A 15,762-nucleotide genomic window follows, 5' to 3' on the forward strand; every position below is an offset into this window, starting at 1 on the left:
CCGCGCGCCGCTTATCGGGGCGCGATGAGTGTTATTGCCACGATCATGAACACGGCCACCGGCCAGCCCATCCAGAAAATGACCTTCGGGCGGATGCCCAAGCCCTGGATTTCCTTCAACCTCGCCACCGGCGAACTGGTCACCGCCGACCGCGTCGAAGTCGGCAAACCCGCACCCGGCAAATTCGTCGTGCCGGTGTCGGTATGGGTGACGCCCAAGGCGTAGGGGCTCCTCGCGCGCGCGCGGCTCAACCCGGATAGCGCGCCTTCAGCATCGCCCAGGCCGCGCGCAGGCCCAGCGCCTCGCCGCCTTTGGGCCGCCCCGGCTTCGCCGCTGGTCGCCAGGCAAAGGTGTCGAAATGCGCCCACGGTGTCCCCTCGGACACGAAGCGGCGCAGGAACAGCGCCGCCGTCACTGCGCCGGCAAAGCCGCCATCGGGCGCGTTGACCAGATCGGCAATGTCGGAGGACAGCATGTCGTCATAGCCATCCCATAGCGGCATCCGCCACAAGGGATCGTAAGCCGTCGTGCCCGCCGCCAGCAACGCCTCGGCCAGCGCATCGTCATTGGCGAAGGTCGCGGGCAGGTCCGGCCCCAGCGCCACTCGCGCCGCGCCGGTCAGCGTTGCGAAATCGAGGATCAGCGCGGGCTTCTCCTCGGCGGCGCGGGTGATCGCATCGCCCAGCACCAGCCGCCCTTCGGCATCGGTATTGGTGTTCTCGACCGTCAGCCCCTTGCGCGTGCGCAGCACGTCGCCGGGACGGAAGGCGTTGCCCGCGATGCTGTTCTCCACCGCCGGGATCAGCAGATGCAGCCGCACCGGCAGCCGCGCCGCCATCACCAGCCCGGCCAGCGCCAGCGCGTGCGCCGCGCCGCCCATGTCCTTCTTCATCAGCCGCATCCCCGAGGATGGCTTGATGTCGAGCCCGCCCGAATCGAAGCACACGCCCTTGCCGATGATCGCGATGCGCGGATGCGCCGGATTGCCCCATTCGAGCTCGATCAACCGTGGTTCGCGCCCCTTGGCGGCGGCCTGGCCGACCGCGTGGATCATCGGATAGCCCTTTACGAGTGCGTCGCCCTTGGTGACGGTCACGCTCGCGCCGTGGGTCTTGGCCAGCGCCTCAGCCTCACCCTCCAACTCGGCGGGCCCGAGATCGGCGGCGGCGGTGTTGACCAGATCGCGCACGCTGGCGACCGCTTGCGCCAGGCGCACCGTCTCCTCGATCCGCGCGGGTTCGCCGGTCAACAGCACGCGCGCGCCCGTCGTCACCTCGTCGCTGCGATAGCGGTCGAACTTGTGCTGCGCGAGCGCCCAGCCGAGCATCGCCGCGCCGGGCTCGCCCTCGGCCAGGCGATAGGTGCCCTCGGGCAATTGCTCCCCCAATGAGGCGATCCGCCACGGCGACTCGAGGCTTTCGTTGCACACCAGCAGCATCGCCCAGTCATCGGGCCCATCGCCCGGCAGCACCGCGCGGTTGCCTGCCTTGCCGGTCAGCCGGTGCGCCGCCACCGTGGTGCGGATGCGTGGCGGCTGTGCTTTCAGCCAGCTCTCCCACTGGTCGGGATGCACGACATGGATGAGGCGCGCGGGCTGGCCGCGATCGGGCTGCAGCAAGGCTGCGGGGTTGAAGATCATGCGCCCTTTATCGGAAGCGCGGGGCCGCTGCGCAAGCGCCGCGCGCAATCAGGCGAGCGGCACCCCGTACAGATCATGCTCGTCGGCATCCTCGATCTCGACGCGGACGATGTCGCCCTGCGTCAAATGCCCGGCATCGCGCAGGAACACCTCGCCGTCGATCTCGGGCGCATCGGCCTTGGATCGCCCGGTGGCGCCATCCTCACCAATCTCGTCGATGATCACGTCGAGCGTGCGGCCAACCTTGGCCTGCAATTTCTCAGCCGAGATGCGCGCGGTCAGCTCCATCAGCCGGGCGTAGCGCTCTTCCTTGATCTCCTCTGGCACCGGATCGGGCAGGGCATTGGCCGCCGCGCCCTCGACCGGCTCGAATCGGAACGCGCCGACGCGGTCCAACTGCGCTTCCTGCAGCCAGTCCATCAGATAGGCGAAATCGTCCTCGGTCTCGCCGGGGAAGCCGACGACGAAGGTCGAACGGATCGCAATATCGGGCGCGATCGTCCGCCAATTTTTGATGCGTTCGAGCACCTTGGTCTCGTTCGCCGGGCGCTTCATCAGCTTCAGCACGTTGCGGCTGGCATGTTGGAACGGGATGTCGAGATAGGGGAGGATCAGCCCCTCGGCCATGAGCGGGATGACCTGGTCGACATGCGGGTACGGGTAGACATAGTGCAGCCGCACCCACGCGCCCAATTTGCCCAGCTCGCGCGACAGATCGGTCATGTGCGCGCGGACTTCCTCGCCATGCCACATGCGCGGCTGGTGGCGGATGTCGACACCGTAGGCCGAGGTATCCTGGCTGATGACCAGCAATTCCCGCGTGCCCGCTTCGATCAGCTTCTCCGCCTCGCGCAGGATCGCATCGGGGCGGCGGCTGACCAGATCGCCGCGCAGGCTCGGGATGATGCAGAAGGCGCAGCGATGGTTGCAGCCCTCGGAAATCTTGAGATAGCTGTAATGGCGCGGCGTCAGCTTCAGTCCGCTTTCGGGCACCAGATTGAGGAACGCGCTCGGCGGCATCGGGGCCGCCTCATGCACCGCGCCGACCACTTCCTCATATTGGTGCGCGCCGGTGACGGCCAGCACATTGGGGAAGCGCGCGCGGATCGTCTCGGCTTCCTTGCCCATGCAGCCGGTGACGATGACGCGGCCATTCTCGGCGATCGCCTCGCCAATGGCTTCGAGGCTTTCCTCCTTGGCCGAATCGAGAAAGCCGCAGGTGTTGACCAGCACAACATCGGCCCCGGCATAATCGGGTGACATCTGATAGCCGTCGCTGCGCAGCTTGGTCAGGATCCGTTCGCTATCGACCAGATTCTTCGGGCAGCCGAGCGAGACCATGCCGATCTTCGGCGGGGAGGGGAGTGTTGTTGCCATGAGAACGGCGGCATGTAGCGATCTTGGCGCGCATTTGCCAGTGTAGCGCATTAGCCCTTCCCCGGCGCAGGCCGGGGCATAGTTGCGAGACGCTTGCGATGGATGAACAAGCCTATGTTTACATCATGGCAAGCAAGCGGAATGGCACGATCTATCTCGGCTCGACCGACCACCTCGCGCGGAGGGCGTGGGAGCACCGAGAAGGAGTCGTCCCTGGCTTCACGAAAACCTACGGTTGCAAGCTGCTCGTCTGGTATGAGCTACACGGCACGCTGGAAACGGCGCGCGTGCGGGAGTTTCAAATGAAGTCTTGGAAGCGGGCATGGAAGCTGCGCGAAATCGAGGGGCTCAACCCTGAATGGGACGATCTGTACGAGCGGATTGCCCGACCATGATGGATGCCGCCACTGGGCCCCGGCCTTCGCCGGGGAAGGAATATTTCTTGATCCCGCATCCGGATACGCCGCCGCGCTCGGTGCAGCACGTCAATGTGTCGATGCATCGATCAGGTCGATCGATGCACATCACCTTCGCGATAGAAGGAGCGACCGAGCGCCTCGCCCTGCCGCAACCCGCCAAACCATATCGAACCGATGAATTATGGCGCACGACCTGCCTGGAGTTTTTCGTTGCGACCGGGCCGGAGTCTTATCTGGAGTTCAACTTCTCCCCATCATCACAGTGGGCCGAATATCGCTTCGATAATTACAGGGCTGGGATGCAAGCGTTACCTGTTGACGAACCGCCGGTTATTTTGGTGAGCGATGAGGGGGACTGCCTGATTGTCCCGGTCATCATCGAGTGGCCCAACATGGCGGTCGGCGCTGTTGGCCTCACCGCCGTCATCGAGGAAACCGACGGCACCAAATCCTATTGGGCGCTTGCCCACGCGCCCGGCGCGCCCGATTTCCACAACCGGGATTGCTGGATTGCCACCCTCCCGGTTGCGGGCCGCCCTTGACCAAATTCCCTTCCCCGGCGAAGGCCGGGGCCTAGTCGTCGAACAGTCGTTATGCTGGCGCAGCGCTCGCTAGCGACCACCTTCGCTACTAGGCCCCGGTCTTCGCCGGGGAAGGGAAGATTACGCGGGATCCTTAACCCATGACCTTCGGTATCGATCGCCTTCTCGCCGACCCCGCTTTGCGCAAGCCACTGGAGGGCAAGCGCGTCGCTCTGCTCGCCCACCCCGCCTCGGTCACGCGTGATCTCACGCATTCGGTGGATGCGCTGATCGCAGCGGGGTTGAACGTCACCGCGATGTTTGGCCCGCAGCATGGCGTGCGGGGGGACTTGCAGGACAATATGGAGGAATCGCCCGACTTCACCGATCCGACCTACGGCATCCCCGTGTTCAGCCTCTACGGCGAAGTCCGCAGGCCCACCGGGCAATCGATGGGTACATTCGACGTGATGCTGGTCGATTTGCAGGATCTCGGCACGCGCATCTACACTTTCATCACCACGCTGCGCTACGTGCTGGAGGCCGCCGCCGATCATAACAAAGCGGTGTGGGTGCTCGATCGCCCCAATCCCGTCGGCCGCCCGGTCGAGGGGCTGACGCTGCTGCCCGGCTGGGAGAGTTTCGTGGGTGCGGGGCCGATGCCGATGCGCCACGGGCTGACGATGGGCGAACTCGGCCATTGGTTCATCGATCTGCTGAAACTCGATGTCGAGTATCGCGTGATCGAAATGGAAGGCTGGCAGCCCGACGCTGCGCCCGGCTTTGGCTGGCCGAGCGACCGCGTGTGGATCAACCCCAGCCCCAATGCCCCCAATGTCATGATGGCGCGCGCTTATCCGGGCACCGTCATGCTGGAGGGCACCACTTTGTCCGAAGGGCGCGGCACCACGCGCCCGCTCGAACTGTTTGGCGCGCCCGACATCGATGCGCGTGCGGTCGTGGCGGAAATGCACCGCCTTGCACCCGATTGGCTCGCCGGCGCACGCTTGCGCGACATCTGGTTCGAGCCGACCTTCCACAAGCATGTGAAGATGCTGTGCAATGGTGTGCAGATCCATGCCGAGGGGCCGTCTTACGATCACGCGGCGTTCCGCCCGTGGCGAGTGCAGGCGCTGGCGTTCAAGGCGATCCGCGCGCTGTACCCGGACTATGACCTGTGGCGCGATTTTCCCTATGAATACGCCTTCGGCAAATTGCCGATTGACGTCATCAATGGCGGGCCCGGTTTACGGGAATGGGTCGATGACGCTGCCGCGACTCCGGCGGATCTAAACGCACGGACGGCACCCGACGAGGCGGCCTGGGCCGAGTTGCGACGACCCTATTTGCGCTATTAGGACAGTCTGAAAATTTTGACACTCGGTTCGTCGCGCTTGCGCAACGACTCAGGGATTCTACGGACTTGCGGCAATGGCGCGGTGCCGCATCGCTCGTCATGACGCATTTATACGATTCGCGGCAGGCGGGAGCCTTGTCGGATCGGTTAAATCCGAGAGGATGGGACGTCGTGGAATCCGATCGCCACTTCTACATGCGTCGTGTTACGGCGGAGCGGCTTGCGGTCGCCCGTGCGGTTACCGAGGAAGCCCGCAAGCGCCGCCTCGTTCTGATCGAGACCTATCTGCAGAAGCTGCAGGCGATGTCGGCCTAGATCCAGTTATCGCTGAACGCCATTGCCGCGACGAATGCTGCGAACAGGCTGTAGGTGAGGGAGAAGACCGCGAGCAGCAATGCCGCAAGTCTGCGACCGTCCAGTCGATAGACCAGGTAAAAGGCCGCGGCGAGCTGAGCGATTAAAAACAGGCACAAAGTGATGTCGGATGGTTCGCCGCGAAACTGACCGTGGAAAAAGCCAGCCACCGCAATGAGCGCTTGGCTCGCAACAGCCGGTGCCGTGAACCAGAACAGGCGCGCGTCGCGGTGCCAGATGCCCAACACTAGACCTGCCAAGCCGCAACACGCTCCAAGCGCGGGGATGATGCTTAAGGCACCGGCACCAAGCGGTGCTAGCAGCATCCCGAAATACCATTGTGGCAAAGCGAAGATGAGCGCCGCCGCACTGTTCATCACCGCTTCCGCGTCAATTCCCGCATTGCCTCATCGAGGCCCGCCAGCGTCAGCGGGTACATGCGTTCGTTCATCAATTCGCGGAGGATGCGCAGGCTCTGCGAATAGCCCCATTGCTGTTCGGGGATCGGGTTGAGCCACACCGCCGCCGGATAGGTGTTGGTCAGCCGCTGCATCCACACCGCACCCGATTCCTCGTTGAAATGCTCGACCGAGCCGCCCGGATGGGTGATCTCATACGGGCTCATCGACGCATCACCGACGAACACCAGTTTGTAATCATGGCCGAACTTGTGAAGCACCTCCCACATCGGCGTGCGTTCGGAAAAGCGGCGCTTATTGTCCTTCCACACGCCCTCATACGGGCAATTGTGGAAATAGAAGAATTCGAGATTCTTGAACTCGCTGGTCGCTGCCGAGAACAATTCCTCGCACAACTTCACCCACGGGTCCATCGATCCGCCAACGTCAAGGAACAGCAGCAGCTTCACCGCATTGCGGCGTTCGGCGCGCATCACGACATCGAGCCAGCCCTGCCGCGCCGTTCCCGCGATCGTTGCATCGATGTCGAGTTCGTCGGCGGCCCCCTCCCGCGCGAATTTGCGCAGGCGGCGCAGCGCGATCTTGATGTTGCGCGTGCCAAGCTCCTTCGTGTTGTCGAGGTTCTTGAAGTCGCGCTGGTCCCACACCTTCAACGCGCGCTTGTGCGTCGATTCGCCCCCGATGCGGACGCCTTCGGGGTTGTAGCCCGAATTGCCATAAGGCGAGGTGCCGCCGGTGCCGATCCATTTATTGCCGCCCTGATGGCGCTCCTGCTGCTCGTCGAGCCGCTTCTTGAGCGTCTCCATGATCTCGTCCCACGATCCGAGCGACTTGATCTGCTCCATTTCCTCAGGCGTCAGATATTTCTCGGCGACGGCCTTCAGCCAATCGGCCGGGATGTCCGCCGGGTTCTGCCCAAAGGTGGTGGCGATACCCTTGAACACCTTGGCAAAGACCTGATCGAAGCGGTCGAGCAGGCCTTCATCCTTCACGTACACCGCGCGCGAGAGATAATAAAAATCCTCGGGTGTGCGGTCGATCACCTCGGCATCGAGTGCCTCGAGCAGCAGCAAATGCTCTTTGAGGCTGGCCGGAATGCCGGCGGCGCGCAGCGCGTCGAGAAAATCGAGAAACATGCCCCTTGCTAGGGCTGACGCTCATACAGAGTCCAGTGGGTTCCGGACAGGCCGCGCGCGCGGGCCGCCGCAATTGCGCGATAGGGCGCGCCACAGCGCTGTGGCGCGAGGGGTAAATCCTCCCCCTTGAAGCGGTCAACGAACAGGAATTGTGCCGGTTTGCAGCCTGTTGCGATGATGTCGACCGGATAGCGCAGATGCGCGGCCGCCGATTTCAGCATGGCAAGGCCGGTCGGTCGATCGAGCACCACCACCGCACCGCCGGGTGCGCGCGCTTTCATCGCCGTGATGGCGGGGGTGGGGTCGCCGCGCTGATTGCGGATCAGGTCGACATCCTGCCACAATCCCCCTGCCAGCATTGCCGCCAGCGCGGCCCGCGCGCCGACGCGTTGCCAGCCGCCGCGCGCAATCATCGTGCCGGTGGTCTCGGCGATCAGCAGCAGCAACGCGACAGCGGTCAGCAGATAATAACGCGGATGCCCGGGGTTCCCGGCATGGAGGACCGCCAGCATGACCGGAAAAGCGACGATGGCCAGCCGATAGAAAGCGAGATGCCGGGCACCCGCGCGCCTTGCCAGCACGACGAGGATCAGCGCCGCCGGAATCAGCCACAGCGAGACCACCGGCCACCCGATTGTGTAACCGAGCATTTCGACGATCGCGTGCAGGAACAGGAGGATCTCGAACGGCTTGTAGTCGCCGAACTGGAAGCCGGTCGGGCTCGCCCATGCCGCACCTGCGACCAGGCCTAGCACCGCCGCAAGCGCGACCAAGGCAGGAGTAAACAAAGTGAGTGTGCCTCGCACCGCCGGGACGAGGCCCGTGCGCTTCCACAGCGCGAAGAACACCCAGCCAAGCAGCGCCACGCACCCGAACAGCATCGTCAATTGCGAAAGTACGCCAAGCCCGAAGCATAAAGCGAGTCGGCTGCGCGTGCGTTCACCCCGTTGGTCGAGCAGCCAGCGATCGATCAGCAAAATCGCCACCAGCAAAGCGAGCGTCATGCAGGCATAGCCGCGTGCCTCCGATCCCATCGTCACGACCATCGGCGAAATGGCGAACAGCAGCGCAGCGATCAGCGCGGTGCCCTTGCTGCGGGTACGAAAAATCTCGGCGGCGACGGCAATCGTGATCGTGCCAGCCGCAATCGACAGCGCACGCTGCAATACGGGCGCCGCGCCGAAGCCGACGCATTGCAGCCACAGCGAGTTCAGATGATGGTTGTTATCATGGTTGATGTTGAGGAACACGCCCAGCGGCGTGTGCGCCTGACGCGCAAGCTCGGCCGACCAGGCCTCGTCGAGCCACAATCCGCCCTGTGCCGAGGCGATTCGCAACGCGAGGCCGAGCAGGACGATCACCCAGACAAAAACAGGAAAGCGCCGGTTAACCACAATTAGCCCCCAATAAGACGGCCTCTATCAGTGGTGCGTTGCGCGAGGGTTAACGCCTCAGCGGACGTATGAATCGATCAGGGCGCCAACATAATCGGGGCTGCGCCCGGTGAGGTCGGCTGCCGCGCGCGCGCGCGGGCCATCCGCAACCGGGACGCCGTAGATGAAACCATAGGTTGGATAGGTCGTGCTGCCGAGCCCGTCTCTGTCGCGATACCAAACCTTCACCGCGCTCCAGTCATTGTCGGGAGAGGCGTCGGTCAAGGTTACGTCCTGTTCGGCATGGCCGCGTTCGCCATTCTGGCGTGACCAATTGGCATGGGTGACCAACACCACGCGACGGTCCACGACTCGGCTGATGACCGCGACGTGGCCGAGCGGCAGCCGCGCGCTACGGGCAAAGACGATCACCGCGCCCGGACGGGGCGTTTCACCGCGACGATATCGACCGGCGGCTTGGTCCCACCAGGTCCAGGCGTCGCCGTAAATCTGGATACCGGAGGCGGCGCGGGCGAAGGGTACGCACTCGCCGACATAGTCGAGCAGTGGTGGTCCGGCCATCGCCGTCGCCGGAGCGACGCAGGACAATGTAAGAGACAGGATGACGCAACGCATATGTGCACCCAATATTGGCTGCACCCCCACAAGACCGTATCCTTACAGGCTTTATGAGGCGTTTACTACGTTGAAATTGCGTATAATTTGCCGCGCATATACGTTAACTCTTATTCTGTTGCCGTTTGGCCATGAAGGCGAGGCGTTCGAACAGCATCACATCCTGCTCGTTCTTGAGCAATGCGCCGTGCAGCGGCGGGATCGCCTTGGTCGGATCGCGGTTTTGCAACACGTCGAGCGGCATGTCCTCGTGCAGCAGCAATTTGAGCCAGTCGAGCAATTCGCTGGTGCTCGGCTTCTTTTTCAGGCCCGGCACGTCGCGCACGTCATAGAAAATGTCCATCGCGCGGTTGACCAAAATCTTCTGGATGCCGGGGAAGTGGACGTCGACGATGGCCTGCATCGTCTCGCGATCGGGAAATTTGATGTAGTGGAAGAAACAGCGGCGCAGAAAGGCGTCGGGCAGTTCCTTCTCATTGTTGCTGGTGATGATGACGATTGGGCGTTCCACCGCGCGGATCGTTTCCCGGGTTTCATAGACATGAAATTCCATGCGATCGAGTTCCTGCAACAGATCGTTGGGGAATTCGATATCCGCCTTGTCGATCTCGTCGATCAGCAACACCGGCGGCTTGGGGCGGGTGAACGCCTCCCATAATTTGCCGCGGCGGATGTAATTGCCGATGTCGTGAACGCGTTCGTCGCCAAGCTGGCCATCGCGCAGGCGCGCCACCGCATCATATTCGTACAGACCCTGCTGCGCCTTGGTGGTGGATTTGATGTTCCACTCGATCAACTCGGCATCGAGCGCCTTGGCGATTTCATAGGCAAGGACGGTTTTTCCTGTGCCGGGTTCGCCCTTGACCAGCAAGGGACGGCGGAGCGTAACGGCGGCGTTGACCGCGACTTTCAGATCGTCGGTTGCGACATAGCCTTGCGTACCGTTGAAGCGCTTCATCGCTTGCATCCCGTTTCATTTGAATACCGGGTACGGCGATAGAGGGAAACGCCCTCTGCGCGCAAGGCGTGGTTAGAGCTTGTCGCGCGCGATCGCGCGGGCCTCGATCAAATCGCACAGCCCGCGATGCTGCGCGAAGGTCTGCTGCGCGCCGAACGCCATTGCGCGACGAACCGCCGCAGGCAGGTTGTCGGTCGCGAGCGCGGCGATTTCAGGTGCGTCGGGCAAAGTTGAGGGCGCCACCGCAATGTTGGTGCGGACCGCCGCGACGTTCAGGATTTGGCGAAAGCTATGCCAGTCGATCACCAGCGCCATCGCCGCGCCCGCCGCGCAGCCGGTTCGATCGGATCGCGCCAGCATATCGAAGGTGTGGCGTTGTGCCGCAAAGGCCGCGTCGCTTTCGGCCTGCCCCGGGGTGGACGGAAGCGGACCGACGGCGGCGGTAAGGCGTGCGAGATAGGCTCGCTCGACCCCAAACGCCTCGGTTGCCTGCGCAAGCCAGCGATCGTCGAGGTCCGGGACCGGGCGGCGGCTGGCTTCCTCGAACAAATCGGTCAACCGCCCGTGGACCGCACACAAAACATGGACCGCATCGGCAATATCACGCCCTGCAGCACCCGTGGCGGTCAACTGGCGTACGAAGGGATGCTGCGCGCAACCATCGCTCACTGCAAGCGTCGCAATGCTGCCGGCTTCTCCACCTACCTTCAACTGGATCGATGCGATCGCCATGATTTTCCTACAATCCCTATATCTTGCGGCGCGCGTGCCGGATCTCGCCCGATGGGCAAACATTGCGGCAAGGGTTATACTGAAGCGCGTAAAGACCTGGTGTAGGTGCAGTTAAGGGTGTCTCAACCAGCTTTGGCGAGCGCGGTCGCCGGGAGGCGCAGCTTTTGTTAGCGCTAGGGGGTAATATCCTCGGCAAACACCCCAACGCCATCGCCGACAGGTTCGATGTTGAGGGCAAGGATGCGCCCCTCGCGCGCGGCGGACGGAGCCTTCATCTGTTCGCCGATGCCAGAGGCGGCAACGCGGCTGACAGATTCGACAAGGAGCGCGCGCGATGGCGGCGGCGTGATCGCGTCGATTGGTGCGCCGAGCGCAACAATCCGGCCAAAATGCGCACGGGCCGTCCGGCTGCACGCCACGATCGCCCCCTCACTATCCGCGATGAGGATCAGGTCGCGGACGTTATCCAGCAACACCGCCACGTCGAGCGGCGTGTTGGGCGAGGCGTTGCCGAAGGCTTGGCTCGCCTGAGGCGCGCACAAGGCGTTCATCGTCTCGATCGAGATAAGGACGAAGCGGGGGCGACCGCGCTGCAAAATATAGAGCGGCGTGCGTGTTGCACGTTCCTGCCAAAGGCCGAAATGTCGCACGAAATCAGACGCGGTAACGACCTGATCGGCGGGAAGGGGCGGCAGCGACGACATGACCGTTACGGTAGGCAACGCCCGCCGCTACGTCACACATTCCCTCCGAAATGGAGCAATCTGCAGGGCGTACCGACCGATTGGCGACCGCAAATTACGTAAAAGGCCGACACCTTTTTTTTTAAGAATAACCCGGCGGCGTGGCGCTCGCCGCCGGGTTCTGTCGCTTATTGGTCGAGGAACGACCGCATCTTGCGGCTGCGGCTCGGGTGTTTCAGTTTGCGCAGCGCCTTGGCCTCGATCTGGCGAATACGCTCGCGCGTCACCGAGAATTGCTGGCCGACTTCTTCCAGCGTGTGATCGGTGTTCATGCCGATGCCGAAGCGCATCCGCAGCACGCGCTCCTCGCGCGGGGTGAGGCTGGCCAGGACGCGGGTGACGGTTTCCTTGAGGTTCGCCTGAATGGCGGCATCCACCGGGATGATCGCGTTCTTGTCCTCGATGAAGTCGCCGAGATGCGAATCCTCCTCGTCGCCGATCGGCGTTTCGAGGGAAATCGGCTCCTTGGCGATCTTCATCACCTTGCGCACCTTCTCCAGTGGCATGGAGAGGCGCTCGGCCATTTCCTCGGGCGTGGGCTCGCGGCCCTGCTCGTGGAGGAACTGGCGGCTGGTGCGCACCAGCTTGTTGATCGTCTCGATCATGTGCACCGGAATACGGATGGTGCGCGCCTGATCGGCGATCGAGCGAGTGATCGCCTGGCGGATCCACCAGGTCGCATAGGTGCTGAACTTGTAGCCGCGGCGATATTCGAACTTATCCACCGCCTTCATCAGGCCAATATTGCCCTCCTGGATCAAATCCAGGAACTGCAGGCCGCGATTGGTGTATTTCTTGGCGATCGAAATCACGAGGCGGAGATTGGCCTCGACCATCTCCTTCTTCGCAATGCGCGCCTCGCGCTCGCCCTTCTGGACCATGTTGACGATGCGGCGGAACTCGGTCAGCGCCATGCCGGTCGCCTGGCTGATGTCCGAAATTTCCATGCGGATACGATCGGCGGCTTCGCTTTCGTTGGTGACGAAGGCGGTCCATTTCTTGTCGAGCTTGGCGACCGAAGGCAAGAACTGTTCGTCCAGCTCATGCCCGATATAGCGATCGAGGAAATCCTTGCGCGACACCTTGTGGCGCTCGGCCAGGCGCAGCATTTGCCCGCCCAGCGCGGTCAGGCGCCGGTTGAAGGCGTAAAGCTGGTCGACCAGATATTCGATCTTGGCATTGTGGAACTGGACGCTCTCGACCTCGGCGGTGAGTTCCTCGCGCAGCTTGTGATATTTCTTCTCGTCGCTGCTCGACAGTTCGCCGCCGCCCGCCATCGCGTCGAGTCGCGACTGCTGGATTTTGGAGAATTTCTTGTAGAGTGCGGTGATGTTGGCGAAGCGTTCGAGCGCGATCGGTTTGAGCTGCTCCTCCATCTGCGCGAGGCTGAGGGTGTTGTCCTCTTCCTCATCGTCGGAGGCGCGCGGTGTGCGGCGCTCGCCATCTTCATCCTCGTCGACCGACGGTTCTTCGGGCTCGGCCTCTTCCTTGAACGACGGGCCCGCATTCTTCTCGGAGATCTCGCCATCGCCCTCTTCGGCTTCGGCCAGCGCCTCCGGGGCAGGGTCCTTCGACAGCATCGCGTCGAGATCCATGATCTCGCGGAGCTGCATCGTGCCTTCGTTGAGCGCGGTCGACCACGCGATGATCGCGTTGAAGGTGATGGGTGATTCGCACAGCCCGAGGATCATCGTGTCGCGACCGGCCTCGATCCGCTTGGCGATGGCGATTTCACCCTCGCGGCTCAGCAGCTCGACCGCGCCCATTTCGCGCAGGTACATGCGCACCGGATCATCGGTGCGATCGATGACCTCTTTTTTCTTTACGTCGAGCGCAGGCCCAAGGTCTTCGGAGGCATCGACGGGCTCGGCGTCCTCATCGTCCTCGGCCTTGGTGGTTTCGTCGCCTTCTTCGCCCTGCTCGTCATTCTCGACGATGTTGATGCCCATTTCGCTGAGCGCGGCGCTGATGTCCTCGATCTGGTCGGACGACATCTCGCCCTGGGGCAGCGCTTCGTTGAGCTGTTCGTAGGTGATATAGCCGCGCTTTTTCGCGCGGGCGATCACCTTCTTGATCGACGCGTCGTTCAAATCGATCAGCGGTGCGTCGCTACCCTCGGTGGTTTCGCTCACGTCCGCCATATCCGTCTTCGCCATCAATTGCCCTCAGTACTAAAAGCTCTGGCGTCTTCGTTCGACTGCACCAGATTGGCAAGCCGCGCGTTCAAAGCCTGTTGTTCATTCACAAGCGACACTTGCCGCTCATATGCGTCATCCGAATACTTCGCCTGCATCGCCGCCGTCGCCTCGGCCAAAGCCGCGTCCACTTCCGGCCGAGTCACCAGGATCGCGATCGCCTCGTCGAGGTCCTCACGTGCCCTGACGGGGTCCGCCTCCTTTTGCGTAAACGAACACGAGAGTTGGTCGGCCCGCAGCAAATCTTGCGCGATTATATCAAATCCAGATGCAGCCAATATGGTAAGAAGGTGCTCACTATCAAGCGCCGGATGCTCAACGGCTGAATCAATCATCGCATCGAGCAGATGAGCGAGCGCCGGATCGGTCAAATGCAGCCGACCCAACTCCCCCATATGCCGGCTGATTTCGGTGGGATGCAGCAACAATCCCGCCAGCACGGGTTTGGTCAACACACCGTCAATACCGTGTCGTTGCAGGCGCTTGGCCTCGGCACCGACCGGGCCTGGCGGCATTTTCCACGGCTGGCCGGGCTTGCGCGCACCACCGCCACGCGGCGTAAATGGCGCACGCGGCACGAACGCCGCGCGTTGCTGCGCATAGAGCGCGTCGAAGCGGCGACGAAATTCCGCCAGATATTCGGTGCGCACGCCGGGATCGGCGATGCTCTCGGCTAAATCCTTCAGCCGCTGCTTCAGCCCGGCCTTTTGCTCAGGCGTGGCGAGCGGTTCTGCGGCAAGTTCGCTCGACCACAGCCGATCGACCAGCGGCTCGGCGGTCTTGAGCAGCGCCTCGAACGCGGCGGGGCCCTTCTGGCGCACCATATCGTCGGGATCCTGCCCCTGTGGCAGCGTGACGAAGGCGAGGCTGCGCCCCGGTGCCAGCAACGGCAGCGCGCGGTGTGCGGCGCGCAGGGCGGCCTTCTGCCCGGCGCCATCGCCATCGAAACACAGGATCGGCACCTCGGCCAGCCGCCACAGCCGCTCAAGCTGCGCCTCGGTCAGCGCGGTGCCAAGCGGCGCCACCGCCTCGCCAAAGCCCGCCTGAGCGAGCGCGATGACGTCCATATAACCCTCGACCACCAGCACCCGCCCGGTCTTGCGCGTGGCGGGGGCTGCCTTGTCGAGATTGTAGAGCGTGCGGCCCTTGTCGAACAGCGGGGTCTCGGGGCTGTTGAGATACTTCGGTTCGCCATCCCCAATGATCCGCCCGCCAAATGCCACGGTGCGCCCGCGCGGATCGCGAATCGGGATCATCAGCCGCCCGCGGAAGCGGTCGTACGGCGCCTTGTCCTCGACCTGGATCAGCAAACCGGCCTCGACCAGTAGCGGGTCGCCATAGCCCTTTAGCGCCGCCTTCAGCCCGCCGCGCGAATCGGGCGCAAAGCCGAGGCCAAAGGCGCGCGCGGTGTCGGGCCGAATGCCGCGCTTGGCCAGCACGTCGCGCGCGGTTGCGCCGGGCAAGCCGTTCAGTTGCTCGGTGAACCAGGTGGCGGCATCGGCGCAGGCCTCGTGCAGCCCCTTGGCCGCCTCGGCCTTCTCCGCCGCGCGCGGGTCCATTGCAGGCATCTCCATCCCCGCTGCCTGTGCCAACTCCTTCACCGCATCCATGAAGGGCAAGCCGCGCTGGTCGGTCATCCAGCGAATCGCATCGCCATGCGCCGAGCAGCCGAAGCAATGGTAGAAGCCCTTATCGTCATTGACGTAAAAGCTCGGCGTCTTCTCGTTATGGAACGGGCAGCACGCGCGCCATTCCCGCCCGGCCTTTTGCAGCTTGGTGGTCTTGCCGATGAGGCCCGACAGCAAGGTCCGCGCGCGCAGTTCATCGAGGAATTGCGGGGAGAGGGTCATAACCAGCTCCCCTCCCGCCTGCGGGAGGGGTTGGGGGAGGGGAAACCACTCCC

16 protein-coding genes are annotated in these 15,762 nt (G+C 63.3%); 5 read left to right on the top strand and 11 right to left on the bottom strand.

Going from position 1 to position 15,762, the window contains the following annotated elements:
* Positions 1-24 precede the first annotated feature (24 nt).
* On the top strand, positions 25-225 hold the full coding sequence (locus WC704_RS09890) for a hypothetical protein (RefSeq protein ID WP_372889750.1): 201 nt from the start codon (positions 25-27) through the stop codon (positions 223-225).
* A 22-nt stretch (positions 226-247) separates the two neighbouring features.
* Here the strand turns inward: WC704_RS09890 and WC704_RS09895 are convergent, their stop codons facing one another.
* Entirely contained in the window at positions 248-1,639 is a 1,392-nt protein-coding gene (locus WC704_RS09895; protein WP_372889751.1) for a M17 family metallopeptidase, read from the bottom strand.
* A 48-nt stretch (positions 1,640-1,687) separates the two neighbouring features.
* The gene (gene rimO, locus WC704_RS09900; protein ID WP_372889752.1) at positions 1,688-3,016 is read right to left on the bottom strand and encodes a 30S ribosomal protein S12 methylthiotransferase RimO; all 1,329 of its coding nucleotides are present in this window, start codon (positions 3,014-3,016) and stop codon (positions 1,688-1,690) included.
* 98 nt (positions 3,017-3,114) lie between these two features.
* Here rimO and WC704_RS09905 point away from each other — a divergent pair, with 98 nt between their 5' ends.
* The 4 genes from WC704_RS09905 (at position 3,115) to WC704_RS09920 (ending at position 5,628) form a co-directional block, all read left to right on the top strand.
* Positions 3,115-3,411 (top strand): GIY-YIG nuclease family protein, encoded by a 297-nt coding sequence (locus WC704_RS09905; RefSeq protein ID WP_372889753.1) that lies wholly within the window; start codon positions 3,115-3,117, stop codon positions 3,409-3,411.
* A complete protein-coding gene (locus WC704_RS09910; RefSeq protein WP_372889754.1) occupies positions 3,408-3,977 on the top strand; it encodes a DOMON-like domain-containing protein in 570 nt (189 codons plus the stop codon). Before WC704_RS09905 ends, WC704_RS09910 begins: the two co-directional genes overlap by 4 nt.
* Positions 3,978-4,117: 140 nt before the next feature.
* Positions 4,118-5,314, top strand: a complete 1,197-nt coding sequence (locus tag WC704_RS09915; RefSeq protein ID WP_372889755.1) for an exo-beta-N-acetylmuramidase NamZ domain-containing protein — start codon at positions 4,118-4,120, stop codon at positions 5,312-5,314.
* A 170-nt stretch (positions 5,315-5,484) separates the two neighbouring features.
* Positions 5,485-5,628: a hypothetical protein gene (locus WC704_RS09920; RefSeq protein ID WP_372889756.1), complete on the top strand. Its 144-nt coding sequence runs from the start codon at positions 5,485-5,487 to the stop codon at positions 5,626-5,628.
* On the opposite strand, the gene WC704_RS09925 is transcribed toward WC704_RS09920, so the two are convergent.
* The 9 genes from WC704_RS09925 to dnaG form a co-directional block, all read right to left on the bottom strand.
* Positions 5,625-6,044 carry a hypothetical protein gene (locus WC704_RS09925; RefSeq protein WP_372889757.1) on the bottom strand — a complete coding sequence of 140 codons (420 nt, stop codon included), beginning with the start codon at positions 6,042-6,044 and terminating at the stop codon, positions 5,625-5,627. The genes WC704_RS09920 and WC704_RS09925 overlap by 4 nt on opposite strands.
* Positions 6,044-7,222 (bottom strand): VWA domain-containing protein, encoded by a 1,179-nt coding sequence (locus tag WC704_RS09930; protein ID WP_372889758.1) that lies wholly within the window; start codon positions 7,220-7,222, stop codon positions 6,044-6,046. The genes WC704_RS09925 and WC704_RS09930 overlap by 1 nt, the downstream gene beginning before the upstream one ends.
* Before the next feature lie 8 nt (positions 7,223-7,230).
* The gene (locus WC704_RS09935) at positions 7,231-8,616 is read right to left on the bottom strand and encodes a hypothetical protein (protein WP_372889759.1); all 1,386 of its coding nucleotides are present in this window, start codon (positions 8,614-8,616) and stop codon (positions 7,231-7,233) included.
* A gap of 57 nt (positions 8,617-8,673) precedes the next feature.
* Entirely contained in the window at positions 8,674-9,231 is a 558-nt protein-coding gene (locus WC704_RS09940; RefSeq protein ID WP_372889760.1) for a CHAP domain-containing protein, read from the bottom strand.
* Positions 9,232-9,334: 103 nt separating this feature from the next.
* Positions 9,335-10,189: an AAA family ATPase gene (locus tag WC704_RS09945; RefSeq protein WP_372889761.1), complete on the bottom strand. Its 855-nt coding sequence runs from the start codon at positions 10,187-10,189 to the stop codon at positions 9,335-9,337.
* A 72-nt stretch (positions 10,190-10,261) separates the two neighbouring features.
* Positions 10,262-10,921: a hypothetical protein gene (locus tag WC704_RS09950; RefSeq protein WP_372889762.1), complete on the bottom strand. Its 660-nt coding sequence runs from the start codon at positions 10,919-10,921 to the stop codon at positions 10,262-10,264.
* 173 nt (positions 10,922-11,094) lie between these two features.
* Positions 11,095-11,643 carry a PAS domain-containing protein gene (locus WC704_RS09955; RefSeq protein ID WP_372889763.1) on the bottom strand — a complete coding sequence of 183 codons (549 nt, stop codon included), beginning with the start codon at positions 11,641-11,643 and terminating at the stop codon, positions 11,095-11,097.
* Between the two features lie 149 nt (positions 11,644-11,792).
* Complete coding sequence (rpoD, locus tag WC704_RS09960; RefSeq protein WP_372889764.1) at positions 11,793-13,820, bottom strand: RNA polymerase sigma factor RpoD; 2,028 nt, start codon at positions 13,818-13,820, stop codon at positions 11,793-11,795.
* A complete protein-coding gene (gene dnaG, locus WC704_RS09965; protein ID WP_372889765.1) occupies positions 13,820-15,709 on the bottom strand; it encodes a DNA primase in 1,890 nt (629 codons plus the stop codon). Before dnaG ends, rpoD begins: the two co-directional genes overlap by 1 nt.
* Between the last annotated feature and the right edge of the window lie 53 nt (positions 15,710-15,762).

The organism is Sphingomonas sp. (assembly GCF_041661885.1).
Classification (GTDB): Bacteria; Pseudomonadota; Alphaproteobacteria; order Sphingomonadales; family Sphingomonadaceae; genus Sphingomonas.